The sequence below is a fragment of the Streptomyces sp. NPDC007205 genome (assembly GCF_040634095.1).
Classification (GTDB): Bacteria; Actinomycetota; Actinomycetes; order Streptomycetales; family Streptomycetaceae; genus Streptomyces.
In genome coordinates, this window is sequence record NZ_JBEYEW010000002.1 from 566,268 (window position 1) to 580,992 (window position 14,725).

Annotated in this window: 16 protein-coding genes; 14 read left to right on the forward strand and 2 right to left on the reverse strand. The window is 70.8% G+C overall.

Annotated features, from left to right (window positions below):
- Nucleotides 1-305 precede the first annotated feature (305 nt).
- Nucleotides 306-1,061, forward strand: coding sequence for a hypothetical protein (locus ABZ624_RS06120; protein ID WP_360083071.1), 756 nt, complete (start codon nt 306-308; stop codon nt 1,059-1,061).
- Between the two features lie 190 nt (nt 1,062-1,251).
- Here ABZ624_RS06120 and ABZ624_RS06125 read toward each other — a convergent pair whose 3' ends face one another.
- Nucleotides 1,252-1,992, reverse strand: coding sequence for a TetR/AcrR family transcriptional regulator (locus ABZ624_RS06125; protein ID WP_360083073.1), 741 nt, complete (start codon nt 1,990-1,992; stop codon nt 1,252-1,254).
- A gap of 119 nt (nt 1,993-2,111) precedes the next feature.
- Between ABZ624_RS06125 and ABZ624_RS06130 the strand changes: the two genes are divergently transcribed.
- The 3 genes from ABZ624_RS06130 to ABZ624_RS06140 are packed head-to-tail and all read left to right on the forward strand — an operon-like array spanning nt 2,112 to nt 4,499.
- Nucleotides 2,112-2,468: a darcynin family protein gene (locus ABZ624_RS06130; protein WP_360083075.1), complete on the forward strand. Its 357-nt coding sequence runs from the start codon at nt 2,112-2,114 to the stop codon at nt 2,466-2,468.
- Nucleotides 2,461-2,928, forward strand: coding sequence for a hypothetical protein (locus tag ABZ624_RS06135; protein WP_360083077.1), 468 nt, complete (start codon nt 2,461-2,463; stop codon nt 2,926-2,928). The genes ABZ624_RS06130 and ABZ624_RS06135 overlap by 8 nt, the downstream gene beginning before the upstream one ends.
- Nucleotides 2,925-4,499 (forward strand): multicopper oxidase family protein, encoded by a 1,575-nt coding sequence (locus ABZ624_RS06140; protein ID WP_360083079.1) that lies wholly within the window; start codon nt 2,925-2,927, stop codon nt 4,497-4,499. Before ABZ624_RS06135 ends, ABZ624_RS06140 begins: the two co-directional genes overlap by 4 nt.
- A gap of 68 nt (nt 4,500-4,567) precedes the next feature.
- Here the strand turns inward: ABZ624_RS06140 and ABZ624_RS06145 are convergent, their stop codons facing one another.
- On the reverse strand, nt 4,568-5,098 hold the full coding sequence (locus tag ABZ624_RS06145; RefSeq protein WP_360083081.1) for a hypothetical protein: 531 nt from the start codon (nt 5,096-5,098) through the stop codon (nt 4,568-4,570).
- Between the two features lie 639 nt (nt 5,099-5,737).
- Between ABZ624_RS06145 and ABZ624_RS06150 the strand changes: the two genes are divergently transcribed.
- The 10 genes from ABZ624_RS06150 to ABZ624_RS06195 all read left to right on the forward strand — a co-directional run bounded on the left by ABZ624_RS06150 (nt 5,738) and on the right by ABZ624_RS06195 (nt 14,536).
- Nucleotides 5,738-5,938: a hypothetical protein gene (locus ABZ624_RS06150; protein ID WP_360083083.1), complete on the forward strand. Its 201-nt coding sequence runs from the start codon at nt 5,738-5,740 to the stop codon at nt 5,936-5,938.
- A 381-nt stretch (nt 5,939-6,319) separates the two neighbouring features.
- The gene (locus ABZ624_RS06155; RefSeq protein WP_360083085.1) at nt 6,320-7,543 is read left to right on the forward strand and encodes a glutamate--cysteine ligase; all 1,224 of its coding nucleotides are present in this window, start codon (nt 6,320-6,322) and stop codon (nt 7,541-7,543) included.
- 130 nt (nt 7,544-7,673) lie between these two features.
- Nucleotides 7,674-8,417, forward strand: coding sequence for a TetR/AcrR family transcriptional regulator C-terminal domain-containing protein (locus ABZ624_RS06160; RefSeq protein ID WP_360083087.1), 744 nt, complete (start codon nt 7,674-7,676; stop codon nt 8,415-8,417).
- A 112-nt stretch (nt 8,418-8,529) separates the two neighbouring features.
- Nucleotides 8,530-8,838 carry a hypothetical protein gene (locus ABZ624_RS06165; protein WP_360083089.1) on the forward strand — a complete coding sequence of 103 codons (309 nt, stop codon included), beginning with the start codon at nt 8,530-8,532 and terminating at the stop codon, nt 8,836-8,838.
- Between the two features lie 18 nt (nt 8,839-8,856).
- Nucleotides 8,857-9,927: a M14 family metallopeptidase gene (locus tag ABZ624_RS06170; RefSeq protein WP_360083091.1), complete on the forward strand. Its 1,071-nt coding sequence runs from the start codon at nt 8,857-8,859 to the stop codon at nt 9,925-9,927.
- A gap of 225 nt (nt 9,928-10,152) precedes the next feature.
- Nucleotides 10,153-12,417, forward strand: a complete 2,265-nt coding sequence (locus ABZ624_RS06175; protein WP_360083093.1) for an ATP-binding protein — start codon at nt 10,153-10,155, stop codon at nt 12,415-12,417.
- Nucleotides 12,418-12,513: 96 nt separating this feature from the next.
- On the forward strand, nt 12,514-12,948 hold the full coding sequence (locus ABZ624_RS06180; RefSeq protein ID WP_360083095.1) for a roadblock/LC7 domain-containing protein: 435 nt from the start codon (nt 12,514-12,516) through the stop codon (nt 12,946-12,948).
- A gap of 2 nt (nt 12,949-12,950) precedes the next feature.
- The gene (locus ABZ624_RS06185; protein ID WP_360083097.1) at nt 12,951-13,322 is read left to right on the forward strand and encodes a DUF742 domain-containing protein; all 372 of its coding nucleotides are present in this window, start codon (nt 12,951-12,953) and stop codon (nt 13,320-13,322) included.
- Nucleotides 13,300-13,899 (forward strand): ATP/GTP-binding protein, encoded by a 600-nt coding sequence (locus ABZ624_RS06190; RefSeq protein ID WP_360083099.1) that lies wholly within the window; start codon nt 13,300-13,302, stop codon nt 13,897-13,899. The genes ABZ624_RS06185 and ABZ624_RS06190 overlap by 23 nt, the downstream gene beginning before the upstream one ends.
- 61 nt (nt 13,900-13,960) lie before the next feature.
- Nucleotides 13,961-14,536: a GAF domain-containing protein gene (locus tag ABZ624_RS06195; protein WP_360083101.1), complete on the forward strand. Its 576-nt coding sequence runs from the start codon at nt 13,961-13,963 to the stop codon at nt 14,534-14,536.
- Nucleotides 14,537-14,725: the final 189 nt, after the last annotated feature.

Below are 14,725 nucleotides of genomic sequence, written 5' to 3' on the forward strand. Positions count from 1 at the left end.
GCCGGCCGGTGCAGGGCCCGTGTGCTGCCCCTTTGTTGAGGCCGTTGCGTACTGCTCCCGGTTCGTCGCCGGTATTGAGCCCTGGTCGTCGGCAACCGGGTGCCCACTCCTGCCCTCTTCCTGGTCGACTGATGGATGGGGTCGAGCCGGCGCAGCCATCTTTGGCCAAGGGGGAATCGTTGTTCCGCAATGCAGTTGGGGTCCTGGGCGTCGCCGGTCTTGCCGTGGTGTCCTTGCCTGGCGGGGCGGCGGGGGCGTCGGCCGAGGGCGGCAGCCCGTCCGCCGTGGTTCGCCTGGAGTACCACGTGGCTCAGAACCTCGCCCTGGAGGCGGGCGACGACATCTCGTTCAGCCTCGACGGAATGCCACCGGGATGGGACAAGGTCGAGGTCACCTCCCCGGCTCTGCAGGAGCCGATCCCCCTGACTCCCCTGAAGAAGGGGTCGACGCAGTCGGTCCAGGTGGACGCGCCGGGAACAGACCACCGCGTCCGCTCCGGCCTGCGCGCGGGCACCTATCCGGTCACCGCGACGAGCCACGGCCGTACCGTCGCCACCGCACAACTCAAGGTCCTGGCCGAGAACACCGCGCAGATCGACCGGTTCGTCATCGGTCCCAGGAACGCGTCCCCCGGCAGCGGCACACCCGCCTCCCTCCGCCCGGGCAGTGACGTCCGGGTGGTTCTCACCGATCTGCGGGCCGCACCGGGGGAGGACTCCCTGACCGTCACGTCGCCCCTCTTCAAGGGCCCGTTGACCATCAGGACGGACAGCCCGGACGACCCCGGCTGCAAGTGCGACGACGGCGGCACGGTCTACGCGGGCCACGGAGAATTGCGAGGCGACGTACACGACGGCCGCTACACCGTGACCGTGGTCAGCCACCATGGGCAGCAGACCACGAAGCAGCACGTCACGATCGCCGGCCGGCCCGTCGCGGACGGCGGCGGCCCGTCCTGGGCAGTCACCGGTGGCGTAGCGGCCACGGGGCTGGCCCTCGCCTCCGGCGGCGCGTTCGCGGTACGGCGCCGCCGCTCACGGAAGGCCGAGCCCTCCCGGTAGCGGCAAACCCGGCTGACCCGGCTGACCCGGCTGACCCGGCAGTGGAGGCAGACCCGGCGCCGCAGCCCGCTCCTGCCTTTCCTCACTCTTCCTGTCCTTGCGGCCGGAACTGCTCTGTTCCTGACGGACGACGGAGGCCTCGTCCAGGCCCATGGTTGGGTCCAGGCGGCCGGCCCGGCTCGCGCAGGCGCTACCGCTCGGTTTCGAGCAGACCCAGAATGTCGCGGAGGTTGTGCTCGAACAGCGGCTCGGGATCGGTCAGTGCGAAGTCCAGGTGCCCGAACATCTCCATGGAGACCACGCCGTACAGGCGGGACCAGGCGAGCACGAAGACGTACAGCGCTTCCAAAGGCGGTTCGGGGCCGACGTGTTCGCGGACATCCTCAAGCTGGAGGAGCCAGTCCGGGGCGAGTGTTCCCGGTTCTGGCCGTGCGAGGGTGCCGGCCCGCCAGAACTCCGACATCAGGCCGACGAAGACGCCACCGAAGCGCCGGCTGGCCGCATGGCAGGGATCGCCCGGTGCACAGTCGGAGTCGGAGAGGGGCTTGCTGAAGATGAGGCCGAACTCCGGCTTGTGGTGCAGCGCCCAGGTGCGCAGTGCCCTGGCGGCGGCGGTGAAACGACCGCGCGCCGACTGCTCGGGTGCCTGGTCGCGGGCACGCTCCAGTCCGGCCGTCAACTCGTCGTAGAGCAACACCGTGAGTGCCTGGACCAGTTGGCGATGGTCGGCGTAGTAGCGGTACAGGCCGGGGGCGGTCATGCCCATCTCGCGGGCGATGGCGCGCAGGGAGACGGCGGTTGGACCCTCCTCCACCAGCAGGTGCCGGGCGCAGCGCAGGATCTCGGACTTCATCTCGGCGCGCTGGCGCTCCCGCGACTTCTCACGCTGCCGCGCCCGTCGGGTCGCGGCTGAGCCGGTCTGGCTTTCCACGGCTGTGCCTCCTGCTGTCCGGCGGCTCGGGCGGTCGGCCCGCGGTTGACAACGTTAACAGTCATAGCTTCTAGTAAACGCTGTAAGCTAACGCCGTTTACGACACCGGGGGCACTGCCGTGAAGACGACGATCGTCCTTACCTACACCTTCACCCCCGCCTGGCTGGCGCTCTCCCGTGAGGAGCGGAACGCCATGGCGGCAACCCATATCCAGCCCGTGTTCGCCAAGTACGCGGACCGGGTCCCGGCCCGCTTCTTCGACGCGGAGGCGTTCACCACCGCCTTCTCCGACTTCGCCCTGCTGGAAACCGAAGACCTCCAGGCGTACTACTTCCTCATCGAGGAGCTGCGCGACTCGCCGCTGATCGCGCAGGGGTACCTGGTCATGAACGACATCTTCATGGGCATCGAAGCCGGGTTCCACGCGTTCGAGGCACAGACCGGCGCCGGCGGCCGCGAGGTGCCGCGTGGCTGACACGTCCAGCGAGACGGCGATTGCGAGCCCACGGCCGGCGGTGGGGGAGATGCCGTCCGGCAGACCCGCAGAGCGGCCCCGTGCCTGGCCCCTCACCCTGCTCCGCACCACCTCGCTCCTGTTCGTCCTCGACACCCTCCTCCAGGCGGCCCTGGCCGGCCTGTTCATCACCGGTGACGTGGGCTTTCTCGACCTGCACGCGGCCAACGCGCAGGTACTTGCCGCTCTGGTCCTCGTCGAGGCCGCAGCCGCCCTGCTGGTATGGCGATCGATGCGCGGTCCGGCGTGGCCCTTTGCGCTCACAGTGGGCCTGCTCGTACTCGTCGGCGCGCAGATGGGACTGGGCGCGGCCCGGATGCTGGGCGGACACATCCCCCTGGCGCTGGGGGTGTTCGGGGTCGGTGTGGTGCTGGCTTACTGGGCCTGCACGTACAAGCACGGCGAGGGGGACCACGGGTGACGTCACGTCGACGGTTCCTGGGCGTCGCGGCCGGCGCCACGGCCGGCCTCGCCATACCCGCCGGAGCGGCGGTGTACGAGAAGTCGACCGGCGAGCGCACGGGGACGGTTCTGTCCAGCAGTATCCGGCCGCCCCGCCAGTTCGCCGTACCCCTGCCCGTACCGCCGGAGGCCCGCCCCTCCCGCACCGCGGGCGGCACCGACTTCTACGACATCGTCCAGCGTGAGGCGTCCGTGGAGATCGTGCCCGGCCTGAAGACGACGGTCTGGGGCTACGACGGCATCTTCCCCGGCCCCACGTTCACCGCCCGCTCGGGCCGCCGGATGGAGGTACGCGTCCTCAACAAACTGTCCGTGCCCACCTCCCTCCACCTGCACGGGGGTGTCACCCCACCGCACTCGGACGGCTACCCGACCGATGTGCTGGTGCCCGCTCAGTGCGGCGCCGAGTTCAGGGGCCGGGGAATGGCGCACGGCATGGGCGGCATGCGCGCCCCGGCGTCCGACTGGTCGGTCTCGGAGGGCTACAAGACCTACGCGTACCCGATGGACCAGCGGGCCGCGACGCTCTGGTACCACGACCACCGCATGGACTTCAGCGCCCCTCAGGTCTGGCGGGGCCTGGCCGGAATGTTCCTCGTCCACGACCAGGAGGAGGACGCCCTGCCGCTGCCCGGTGGCGAGCAGGACATCCCCCTGATGGTCTGCGACCGCTCCTTCGAGGAGGACGGCTCCTTCCGTTACCCGGGCACCTCGCCGTCGTGCACCGGCACCCCCGGAGTCGAACCTGCCTACATGGACGGCGTCCTCGGCGACGTACAGCTGGTGAACGGTGCGCCCTGGCCCGAGGCCGAGGTCTCGGCGACCCGGCACCGCCTGCGCCTGCTGAACGCCTCCAACGCCCGCCGCTACCACCTGGTGCTGCGCCGGGAGGACGGCAGCACGCTGCCCTTCGTGCAGATCGGGAGCGACGGCGGACTGCTGGCCGCACCCCAGCGTCTGACCGGCATCGCCATGGCGCCGGCCGAACGCTTCGACGTGATCGTGGACTTCACCGGCTGCCCGGCCGGCAGCCACGTCACCCTGGTCAACACCCTGGCGGACGGCCGCATGCGCCAGGTCATGCGCTTCCGCGTCGCCCGCAAGGGGAAGGACACCAGTCACGTCCCCGCCCGCCTTTCCCGGTACGCCGCCCTGCATCCGGCGTCAGCCGTCGCCACCCGGCACTTCGACTTCCGCCGGTCCGACGACGCGTGGACCATCAACGGCCGCCCCTTCAGCACCTCGGAGATTCTGGCCCGTCCACGCCTCGGCACCGTCGAACGCTGGCGGTTCACCAGCGACTTCCACCACCCTGTGCATCTGCACCTGGCCCACTTCCAGGTGCTCGCCCGCGGTGGCCGTGCGCCCGAGCCCACGGACGCCGGCTGGAAGGACACGGTCGATGTCCGCCCGTACGAGGTCGTCGACGTGCTGGTCCGCTTCCGTGGCTACCGCGGCCGGTACATGCTGCACTGCCACAACCTGGAACATGAGGACATGGCGATGATGGCGAACTTCCAGGTGGTGTGATCACCGCAGGGTCAGGGCGCGCCTGCGGCGTGGTGCGCAGGACGGCCGCCGCCTCGCACGGCAGGCCGTCAGCTGAGCCAGTCGAGCCAGATCGCGAGGAATGACGCGATCCCGCCCGGCGCGCCCGCGCCGTAGGCGATCACCATGGACTGGCCGATCGCCACATCCGTGGTGTCGACCCGCCCGGACCAGGCCAATCCGGCGTCCAGGCCCGGGATCGTACGGAAGGGGCTGTAGGCGGCGAGAGTGCCACAGGCTTCCGCGATGAGCTCTCCGTTCCGGCGCAGCTGCGCCCGGCGCAGGCCGGTGGGCCGCAGTTCGTAGGCCCGGTCGCCCACCAGTGCGGTACGGGTCCGCGCCGTGCGGCGAGGGTCCCAGCGGCTGCGTCTGGGGGTCGTGCAGGGAATCACCCGCTCGTCCATGGACATGGTTCCGATCTGACGGTCGGGTATGACCGTGACGATCGGTGTGTGAGGGACCTGCACGGCGACTATGGCACCAGGCCCGTCGCTGTAGCTGATGCGTACCGAGCCGAGGGGGCTGTCTGCCGTACGGTGGTTTGAGAGGCGTACCTTGCGCCGTCTGATGAAGAGTGCCACCGCGGCAGGTTAGGGCATCGGTGGCACGACCGCGGGGCGTGACTTTGGACCCCGCTGGTTCATGTGGCGGGCGCCGCGGCACTGGGCTCGCGAGGGTGGCGAAAGAGCCGGGCAGGGCCATGGAGGAAGCCCCGTGGCCCCGGCGTCTCCCACTCCAGGGCCGGCGATCCGCCTGCAGATCCCACTCCAGGGTCGGCGATCCGCCTGCAGACGATGGCCGGCAAAGCGGTCACGGAGGGCCGTGTCACGGGATGGGGGACGCCCATGCGGGTTGCATCGACGGCACAGGCGAGCCGAAAACCGGACCGTCACCGTTGTCCAGAGCACCCCTGACCTCGCGAGAAAAGGATGTTCCACATGCACCGCAACACACTCCTCCTCGCCCTCTGCGCCCTCCTCGCCGCCGCCGCAACGGGCTTCCTCGCCACCACCGCCGTCCGCAGCCGGTACGCATCGCACTGACGGCAACTCCTCCATGCGCCCACCACATGTGCGAGCACTGCAGACCACTCGCGAGCCCCGTCGCACACGACGATGGACGAGGTGTTGGCAGATGCCCGGCAGCTATGCGAGATCACAGTCCGGTGCCGACCGGGCCCACCACCGCAACCCGCCAACATCACCGGCGTTGGCCAGCATGTGGATGACGAAACCAGCTCCACCCGCCTACTGGGCGCCTACTGGCTGGACTTGGCCGACCGGCATCCGGGAATGCCCTGCTGCTTCTTCGGCCCGGCCCCACAACAGCGTGTGCGCGGAGCACATATCGCCCGTGCCGCCCTGACAGTGGCCGTCTACGGCCTCATCCTGACCGCCCTCGCCCTCACCGCCATCAGCTGACACCCCATCATGAGCAATCCCGGCGGGACTTCGCCTGCCGCAGCTCTCGCTCCCCCGTGCGCCGGCAGGCCACGGTGGTGCGTGACTCCATGCCGCAGGCTCCTCGCCCCAGGGCCAGGTGCACCTCCCCGCCCGCGGGTGCGGCATCGATGCTCGGACGCGCGGAGGCCCAGCTGCCGACGGCGCCGTAGCGGCGGTCACCTGCCGGCGAGCGTGCCCGCGCGTCTCGGGACGGCCTCAACCACCAGCGGATCGCCAGGACTGCGACCAACGGCTGGACTGCCGGCGACTGTACGAAAACCGGCGTTTGTCTCGCCGGCACGCTCCTTTGGCGCTGTGGCGCCCTCCACCGGCGTGACTGCGAGCGACAGACTGGTTGCCATGCAGAGCGAGCAGCGGACACGTGCCGACGCGCAGCCGTCGGCAGACAGCGCAGGTCGTCAGCGGCCTGCGACCGGTGCGACCGAGGTCACCGTGGGGGTGGAGGAGGAGTACCTGCTGGTGGACCCGGTGTCGCGGCAGCTGAGCCCGCAAGCGGACAAGGTGGTGGCTCAGGCAGCCGGGGACCTCGGCGACCGGGTCACCACCGAGTTCACCCTCTACCAGGTCGAGGTCCGCACCGATCCGCACACCGCCCTCACGGACCTGGGGGAACAACTGCGTACGACCCGCGACGCCGTCGCGCGCGCCGCCGCCCGGCTGGGGCTGCGCCTCATCTCCAGCGGCACGCCCATCCTGGGGCAGCTCGATCCCCCACCTGTGTCCCCTGGGGCCCGCTATGCCCAAAGCCTGGACAGATTCCGCGCCTTGGACAACGAACAGAGTGTCTGCGCCTGCCACGTCCACGTCGGCGTCCCCGACGTGGAGACGGCGCTGCAGTTGAGCAACCACCTGCGCCCCTGGCTCCCCGCTCTCCTGGCCATGGCCGCCAACTCCCCCTACTGGGAAGGCAAGGACACCGGCTACGCCAGCTGGCGCACCATGACATGGGGCCGGTGGCCGGTAGCGGGGCCGCCCCCCTACTTCGAGTCCCGCACCCACTTCGAGGACCTCCTCGATCGGCTCGTCACGAGCGAAACGCTTCTGGACCGTGGTGGCCTCTACTGGGACATCCGCCCCTCCCACCACGTGCCCACCGTCGAGATCCGTATCGCTGACGCCACCCCCACCGTGGACGACACCCTGCTGCTCGCCGGGACGGTCAAGGGCCTCGCCCTCACCGCCATGGCAGCCGTCCACCACTCCCAGCCCGCCCTGCGCCCGCAGCCGGAGATGCTGCGCGCCGCATGCTGGCGCGCCGCCCGAGACGGGCTGAACGGCAAGAGCATCAATCTGGACACCGGCCGGCTCGAACCCGCTGCCGTACACCTCGGCCGTCTCTGGAACGCCGCTCTGCCGGCTGTGGCCACCTCGGACGACCACACGCTCTTGCATGCCGCACACATGCGCCTCCGCACGGAGGGCAACGGCGCCGACCGCCAAAGAGCGGCCTACCGCCGGCGGGGCAGTCACACCGGCGTCGTCGACTACCTGATCGAGACGGCCGCCGCTGCCCCGGATCTCGGCCACCGCCCGGCCGAGCCCCACCTCGACGTCCTTGAATGATCCAGACCTCGGTACGACGAGGAGGCACCGACGACCTGCAAGGGCCCGGCTCAGCCGGGCCGCCGTATCCCGAGTCGGGGATAAAACGTACAATTAAAAACGAAATATACGTCGTATCCGGAGCGCGGCCATGGCTCAGCGGGACAACCCCGACAGGCGGGGACGCCTCAGTCGCCCGCTGGTGCTCAGTGCGGCTGTCGCCCTGGTCGACCGAGCCGGGCTCAGTGCCCTGACCATGCGCCGCCTGGCGGCCGACCTGGGCGTGGAACCGATGGCCCTCTACCGGTACACCGACGGCAAGGAAGGCCTGCTCGACGGGTTGGTCGAGGCGTTCTTCGAGGAGGTCAACGAACGGCTGCGCACCACGGCGCAGGAGCCCCGCGCCGACGGCGGCGCCGCACCGGCCGAACCGCCCTGGCGGGCCGAACTGCGCCGAGTCGCCCGGGCGTTCGCCTGTGTCGTACACGCCCATCCGCAGCTGCTGCCGGTAGTCGCGACGCGACCGCTCGCCGTGCCCGTGGCCCGGCGCCCCAGGGCCTGGCTCCAGCTCACCGAGCACATGCTCGCCGTCCTCACCCGCGCCGGATTCGACGACGCCACCGCGCCGGCGGTCTACCGCACCTTCGTCGCCTGGACGCTCGGCTGCCTCCTCGTGGACAAGCGCCAGGTCGTCGACGATCCCGACGAGCCCGATGTCATGCTGCGTCTCGGCCTGCACCGGCTGCCGGCGGCCGAGTACCCGCGGCTGCGCGCCCTCGTCCCGCGGTTCGGCGACTACGACGACGAGCAGGAGCTGATGACCGGCCTGGACAGCCTCCTCGGCCGCCTCCCCGAGCCCCCGCTTGACGCCTTCTACCAGGGCGGAGCACCCTGAGAATACGACGTACACATCGGGCATATGCTTACAGATTTCTCGAACTGTGCGCGCTCTTCGTCCGTACCACTCGCGCCGCCCACGCAGCCCGACGGCGCCGGAAGAAGCCCTCATGTCCAGCACTTCCGAACCCATCCTCCGGGTGCGCGTCACCGCCCGGGACGCCGACACCCTGCGTGCTCTGCTGCGGGACGCCCGTCCCGACGTCGGCGGCCGTCCCCACCGGTCCGACGACGGCACCGTCACCATCGACGCCTATGTGACCGCCGAGCAGGCAGAGGCCCTCGAACGCGAGGGAGTCTCGGTCACCACGATCGAGGACGCCACGGCCGTCGGCCGCGCCCGCCAGGCCGAGGTCGGCCAGGGCGACCGCTTCGCCCCCGCCGACGCCGTGCCCCACGGCCTGGCCGCCAAGGCGTAGGACGCCCAGGAGGACGCCATGCCGTACCTGAACATCACCGAGGTCGACTCCGCCGTGACCAGCCTGGCCACCGCCTACCCGGCCACCAGCGAACTCATCGACCTCCCCGAGCCCTCGGTCGAGGGCCGGGCCTGCCATGCCCTGCGGATCGGCTCCGCCCCCGCCGGAACCAAGGACTGCGCCGTACTGATCGGCGGCGTGCACGCCCGGGAGTGGGGCAGCTGCGAGATCCTCGTCCACTTCGCGGCCGACCTGCTGGAGGCCTACGCCACCGGCACCGGTCTCGGCTACGGGGGCACGCACTTCACCAGCGACCAAGTGCGCAAGATCGTGGACGAGCTGGAGCTCGTCGTCTTCCCCCTGGTCAACCCGGACGGCCGGCTCTACAGCCAGACCGTCGCGCCGATGTGGCGCAAGAACCGCGATCCGGTGAACTCGGGCGGCGACCCGGCCCGCATCGGCGTCGACATCAACCGCAACTACGACTTCCTGTTCGACTTCACCCAGGCCTTCGACCCGAGCGCCCCGGTGCAGGTGTCGGCCGACCCGGCCAGCGAGGTCTACCAGGGGCCGAGCCCCTTCTCGGAGCCCGAGACCCGTAACGTCCGCTGGCTGCTCGACGCCCATCCCCGCACCCGCTGGTTCGTCGACGTGCACAGCTACTCCGACGACATGCTGACCAACTGGGGAGACGACGAGAACCAGTCCCAGTACAAGGACCAGAACTTCCTCAACCACGTCTTCGACCACCGGCGAGGTCTGGGCAGCGGCAGGTACGGGGAGTACATCCCGAAGGGTGACGCCGACGACTGCGTCGTGCTCGCGGAGCAGTTCTGCGCGGCCGTGCAGGGCGTGGGAGGCCGTACCTACACCCCGAAGTCCGGCTTCCACCTGTATCCGACCTGCGGTACCAGCGATGACTACGCCTACGCGCGGCACTTCGCCGACCCGGACCAGGGCCCCATCCTCGGCTTCACCGTGGAGTGGGGCGACCAGGCCGGCGGCTTCCACCCGCCGTGGCGGGACATGAAGCGCGACATCCTGGACGTCGACGCCGGGCTCGTGCAGTTCTGCCTGACGGCACTGTGACATCCGCCCAGGCCAAATTGATTACTCCATGTGACGATTTGGCCTGGGCTCGGCCGGGTGAACGTATGTGCGGAATGTCGCGAGGTTATCGGTCTGTCGTACGAGAGCTCATACCAGAGCGGGACCAATCCTGCGGGACTTTGTCAACTGCCCCCCGCACATGATGCGGAGGCGACTACTGTCAGTGGCCGCATGGCAGCCCGACGGACAAGTACGAGGACCCAGATGTCTCACCTCCGAGCACCGGCCGGCCGTGCCGACCGCCGGGAGGGCGGACGGCACGGGCGACCGGTCGCCCGACCCGCTCCCGCACTGCCCGAGACGCACATACGGCCCCAGCTCATGCGGCTCGCCGTGCTGCCGCCCGTCGCGGTCGCCCTCAGCGCCACCGCCGCCGTTCTGTTCAGCATCCGGTCCTCCGGCGCTCGCACCGGGCCCATGCTGTGGGCCGTGCTCGCCGGAGCGGTCACCGTGACCGTCGCCGGCATCCTCATCGCCGCCGTGGCCGCCGACCGTGCCGCCCGCTCGGTCTCCGACCGCGTCGCCGCCCTGCGCCGTACCGCCGCGCACGGCGAGGCCGACCTGCACGCACTCGTCGACGCACTGCGCCGGAGCGAGACCCCGCCGCAGCGCTCGCCGCGCCGCCGCCCGCCCGAGGACGCCGACGACTTCGAACTGCTCGCCGCCGACCTGGACCGCGCACACGACGGCGCCGTCACCGCCGTGATGCGCGCCGCCCAGCTCTCCAGCCAGACGGGCAGCGAGCAGAAGCTCGAGGTCTTCGTCAACCTCGCGCGCCGGCTCCAGTCGCTCGTGCACCGGGAAATCTCGATCCTCGACGATCTGGAGAACGAGATCGAGGACCCGGACCTGCTCAAGGGTCTGTTCCACGTGGACCACCTGGCCACCCGCATCCGGCGCCACGCAGAGAACCTCGCCGTGCTCGGCGGCGCCGTCTCCCGGCGCCAGTGGAGCAACCCGGTCAGCATGACCGAGGTCCTGCGCTCCGCCATCGCCGAGGTCGAGCAGTACTCCCGGGTGAAGCTGGTGCCGCCGATCGACGGCGAACTGCGCGGCCATGCCGTCGCCGACGTCATCCATCTGCTCGCCGAACTCATCGAGAACGCCTCCGTGTTCTCCGCACCGCACACCCAGGTGCTGCTCCGCGCGGGCCTCGTCACCTCCGGGCTCGCCGTGGAGGTCGAGGACCGCGGACTCGGCATGCCCGTCGGCGAACAGAACCGGATGAACGCCCTGCTCGCCGACCCCGACCAGGTGAACGTCGCCAGCCTGCTGGCCGACGGCCGCATCGGCCTCTACGTCGTCTCCCAGCTCGCCCGGCGGCACGGCATCCATGTGCGCCTGCAGAGCAACATCTACGGCGGTGTGCAGGCCGTACTCGTCGTCCCGCAGGCGCTGTTGGGTACGGCACCCGGTGTACCCGGCGCGGTCGCCGGAACCGGCGTCCCCCAGCCGCACGCTCCGGCCGACACCGGTGCGGCACCCCCCGTGCGGATCCAGGGGCAGGCGCCGGGCCAGGGTCACCAGCACGGGTACGCGCAGGGAGAGGGGCATGCCTTCGGGCAGGGGCACGGGTCCGGGCGGGGGCCGGTGCCCGTGCCGGAGCCCGCAGTGCGGTCCGGGGAGGCGCGCCCCGCGCAGCACGGTGACGGCACCGGGCTGGGAACAGGAGCTGCCCTGCCCCCCTCCGGCGCCCCGCTTGCCCCCGCGGGCGAGACCGGCTCCGGCGCCGGACAGGCACCCGCGGCCGGGCGGCGTCGGCACGCCCAGCGCGGAAGCGGGTGGCGCGGCACCGAGAGCGGTACAGAAGGCGGCACGGGGAGCAGCACGGGGAGCAGCACGGGGAGCGGCGACAGCGGGCGGAACGACGGTGCCCCGGTGCCGCTTCCGGTACGGGGCGTCCGACAGGAGCGGCCCACCCCCGCCGCTGCCGTGCCCGGGGTCAGCGCCGAGGACCGGGCGGCGGTCGAAGCGCATGCGGGCATCCTGCCCACGCCACGCACCGGAAGCGTGCGCGGGACCATGGGCAAACCCCCGCTGCCCCGCCGCCGTGCCCAGGAGCACATCGTCCCGCAACTGCGCGGCGGCCCCGCACCCCGCCAGGACGGGGACACCGTCCCGGGCCACGACCCCGGGCTGATGGCGGCCTTCCAGCGCGGGATCGGACTTGCCGAGGCACAGCAGCACATGGAGCACATGGAGCACATGGAGAGCCAGGACCCCATGGACTCTGGCTCCATGGAGTCGGCTCACATGGACTCGGCCCACATGGACTCGGCCCACATGGAGTCAGCGCACATGGACTCGGCTCACATGGGCTCCGCCCATCTGATCGGTCATCAGCTTCGGCCCGTACTGCCGGAGTTCCCCGATCCGGCACCCCCCATATCCCAGCAACGCGCCCCCGCGCCCGTGTCCGACGGTGCTCGCGGTGCCGGCCGGCCCGATGGGAGCGCCCCGGCCGACTGAGCACCCGCACCGTACCCACCCCCACCACCCCAACCCGTCCCATCCACCCCCCCAGCGCTCCCGCAGACCTTACGTACCCCAAGGAGTCGATCCACCATGGCGAGCGATGCGCCGACCGCCCACGCGTCCGACCTCGACTGGCTGCTGAGCGGCCTCGTGCAGCGCGTACCGCACACCACCAGCGCGGTGCTGCTGTCCTGCGACGGGCTCGTGAAGTCCGTGCACGGTCTCGACATCGACAGCGCCGACCACATGGCGGCGCTGGCCTCGGGCCTGTACTCCCTCGGCCGCAGCGCGGGCCTCCGGTTCGGCGACGGCGGGGACGTCCGCCAGGTCGTCGTCGAACTCGACTCGACCCTGCTGTTCGTCACCACCGCCGGCTCCGGCACCTGTCTCGCCGTACTCGCCGGCCGGGAGGCCGACGCCGCCGTCCTCGGCTACGAGATGGCGATGCTCGTCAAGAGCGTCCGGCCCTACCTGGTGACCGCGCCCCGCCAGCATGCCGTCGAACCCACGGCGACGAGGCCTTGAGGGTGGCCGCAGCCGGCGACGGGCCCTGGCTGGACGACGCGGCCGGACGGCTGGTGCGCCCGTTCACGGTCAGCAACGGACGTACCCAGCCCAGCGTCGCCCTGGACCTGATGTCGCAGGTGATGACCACCGGCGTCACCCCGCTCGGCTACCTCGGCCCCGAGCACGCCCAGGCGCTCGACCTGTGCCGGTCACCCGTCTCGGTCGCCGAGATCGCCGCACATCTGAGACTGCCCGCGGTGGTCACCAAGGTGCTGCTCTCGGACCTCGTCGACTGCGGGGCGCTGACCACCAAGCCCCCCGTCTTCCACCACACACCCACTGACCGGTCTCTGCTGGAGGCAGTGCTCGATGGACTACGACGACAGCTCTGACCCGTTCCCCACCGCGCTGAAGATCCTGGTGGCGGGCGGGTTCGGGGTCGGCAAGACGACCTTCGTGGGCGCGGTCAGCGAGATCGCGCCGCTCAGCACCGAGGAGCTGCTCACCACCGTCAGCGTCGGCACGGACAGTCTCGACGGCGTCGAGAACAAGATGGAGACCACCGTCGCCATGGACTTCGGCCGGATCACGCTCGATCCGGACCATGTGCTGTACCTGTTCGGCACACCGGGGCAGGAGCGGTTCTGGTTCATGTGGGACGAGCTGTCCGAGGGCGCGCTCGGCGCGGTGATCCTCGCCGACACCCGCCGGCTGCAGGACTGCTTCGCGGCAGTGGACTTCTTCGAGGAACGCGGGCTCGGCTTCATCGTCGCCGTCAACGAGTTCGACGGCGGCTACCGCTACGACCCCGAGGAGGTGCGTGCCGCCATCGACCTCGACCCGGAGGTCCCCGTCGTCCGCTGCGACGCCCGGATCTCCAGCTCGGGCGTGCAGACCCTGCTCACCCTCGTACGCCACCTCCTCGCCCACGCCCCGGCGCCCGCGCCGAGCCATGGCGCCCACATGTGATCCCGCCCCATAGCCCACGGAGCCGCCCTATGAGCTACGCCCACAGCGCCGGAGCCCGGCCATGACCTACGAGCCGCCCCGGCCGGTCCGGGGTCTGCTGCTCACCCCCGAGGACAAGGAGGCCCCCGCGCGCGTCCACCGGTTGCGCCTGCTCGGCCTGGCGGACCGTCCCGACCCGGCGCTGGACGCCTTCGCGGACCATCTCGCCCGGCTCACCGGCGCGCCCTACGCCATGGTCAACTTCATCGGCGAGGACCTCCAGTTCTTCGCGGGCCTGTGCGTCCCCGTCGTCCCGCCGTTCCTCCGGGAGGACGGCAGCAGACCGGAACTGGGCCGGGTCCTGCCCCGCGACCATGGGTTCTGCCCCCATGTGGTGGTCCGCCGCAAGGCACTGGTGCTCGAGGACGTCCGCGACTATCCGCGGTTCGCCGGGAACCCGGTCGTGGACGAGTACGGCATCCGCTCCTATCTCGGCGCCCCGCTCATCGACAGCTCCGGCATGGCGCTCGGCACCGTGTGCGCGGCCGACACAGCCCCCCGCACCTGGGGGAGGGAAGGCCTGGAGGCCATCAAGGCGCTCGCCGCCGACCTCGTCGTACGCCTCGAACGAAGCGCCGAGGACGGTCTGCCGCTGTGAGGGAGCACGGCATTGCCTACGCTCCCGGTACCAGGGGCGTGAAGGAAAGCTGAGGCGGCGGTTAAGAAAAGCTCGATGGACCCGCGCCCCTCGCATACGGCAGATTGCACGGTGATTCCACCCCTCTGACCCGGTGCGGGCTTTCTTCGGCATGCCCGCGGTCCGGGACCTCACCCACAGGAGCGGCAC

What these genes read in the sequence shown, in the direction of transcription:
- ABZ624_RS06155 (WP_360083085.1), top strand. Translation starts at nt 6,320, where the DNA reads ATGCAGAGCGAGCAGCGGACACGTGCCGACGCGCAGCCGTCGGCAGAC.
- ABZ624_RS06160 (WP_360083087.1), top strand. Translation starts at nt 7,674, where the DNA reads ATGGCTCAGCGGGACAACCCCGACAGGCGGGGACGCCTCAGTCGCCCG.
- ABZ624_RS06165 (WP_360083089.1), top strand. Translation starts at nt 8,530, where the DNA reads ATGTCCAGCACTTCCGAACCCATCCTCCGGGTGCGCGTCACCGCCCGG.
- ABZ624_RS06170 (WP_360083091.1), top strand. Translation starts at nt 8,857, where the DNA reads ATGCCGTACCTGAACATCACCGAGGTCGACTCCGCCGTGACCAGCCTG.
- ABZ624_RS06175 (WP_360083093.1), top strand. Translation starts at nt 10,153, where the DNA reads ATGTCTCACCTCCGAGCACCGGCCGGCCGTGCCGACCGCCGGGAGGGC.
- ABZ624_RS06180 (WP_360083095.1), top strand. Translation starts at nt 12,514, where the DNA reads ATGGCGAGCGATGCGCCGACCGCCCACGCGTCCGACCTCGACTGGCTG.
- ABZ624_RS06190 (WP_360083099.1), top strand. Translation starts at nt 13,300, where the DNA reads ATGGACTACGACGACAGCTCTGACCCGTTCCCCACCGCGCTGAAGATC.
- ABZ624_RS06195 (WP_360083101.1), top strand. Translation starts at nt 13,961, where the DNA reads ATGACCTACGAGCCGCCCCGGCCGGTCCGGGGTCTGCTGCTCACCCCC.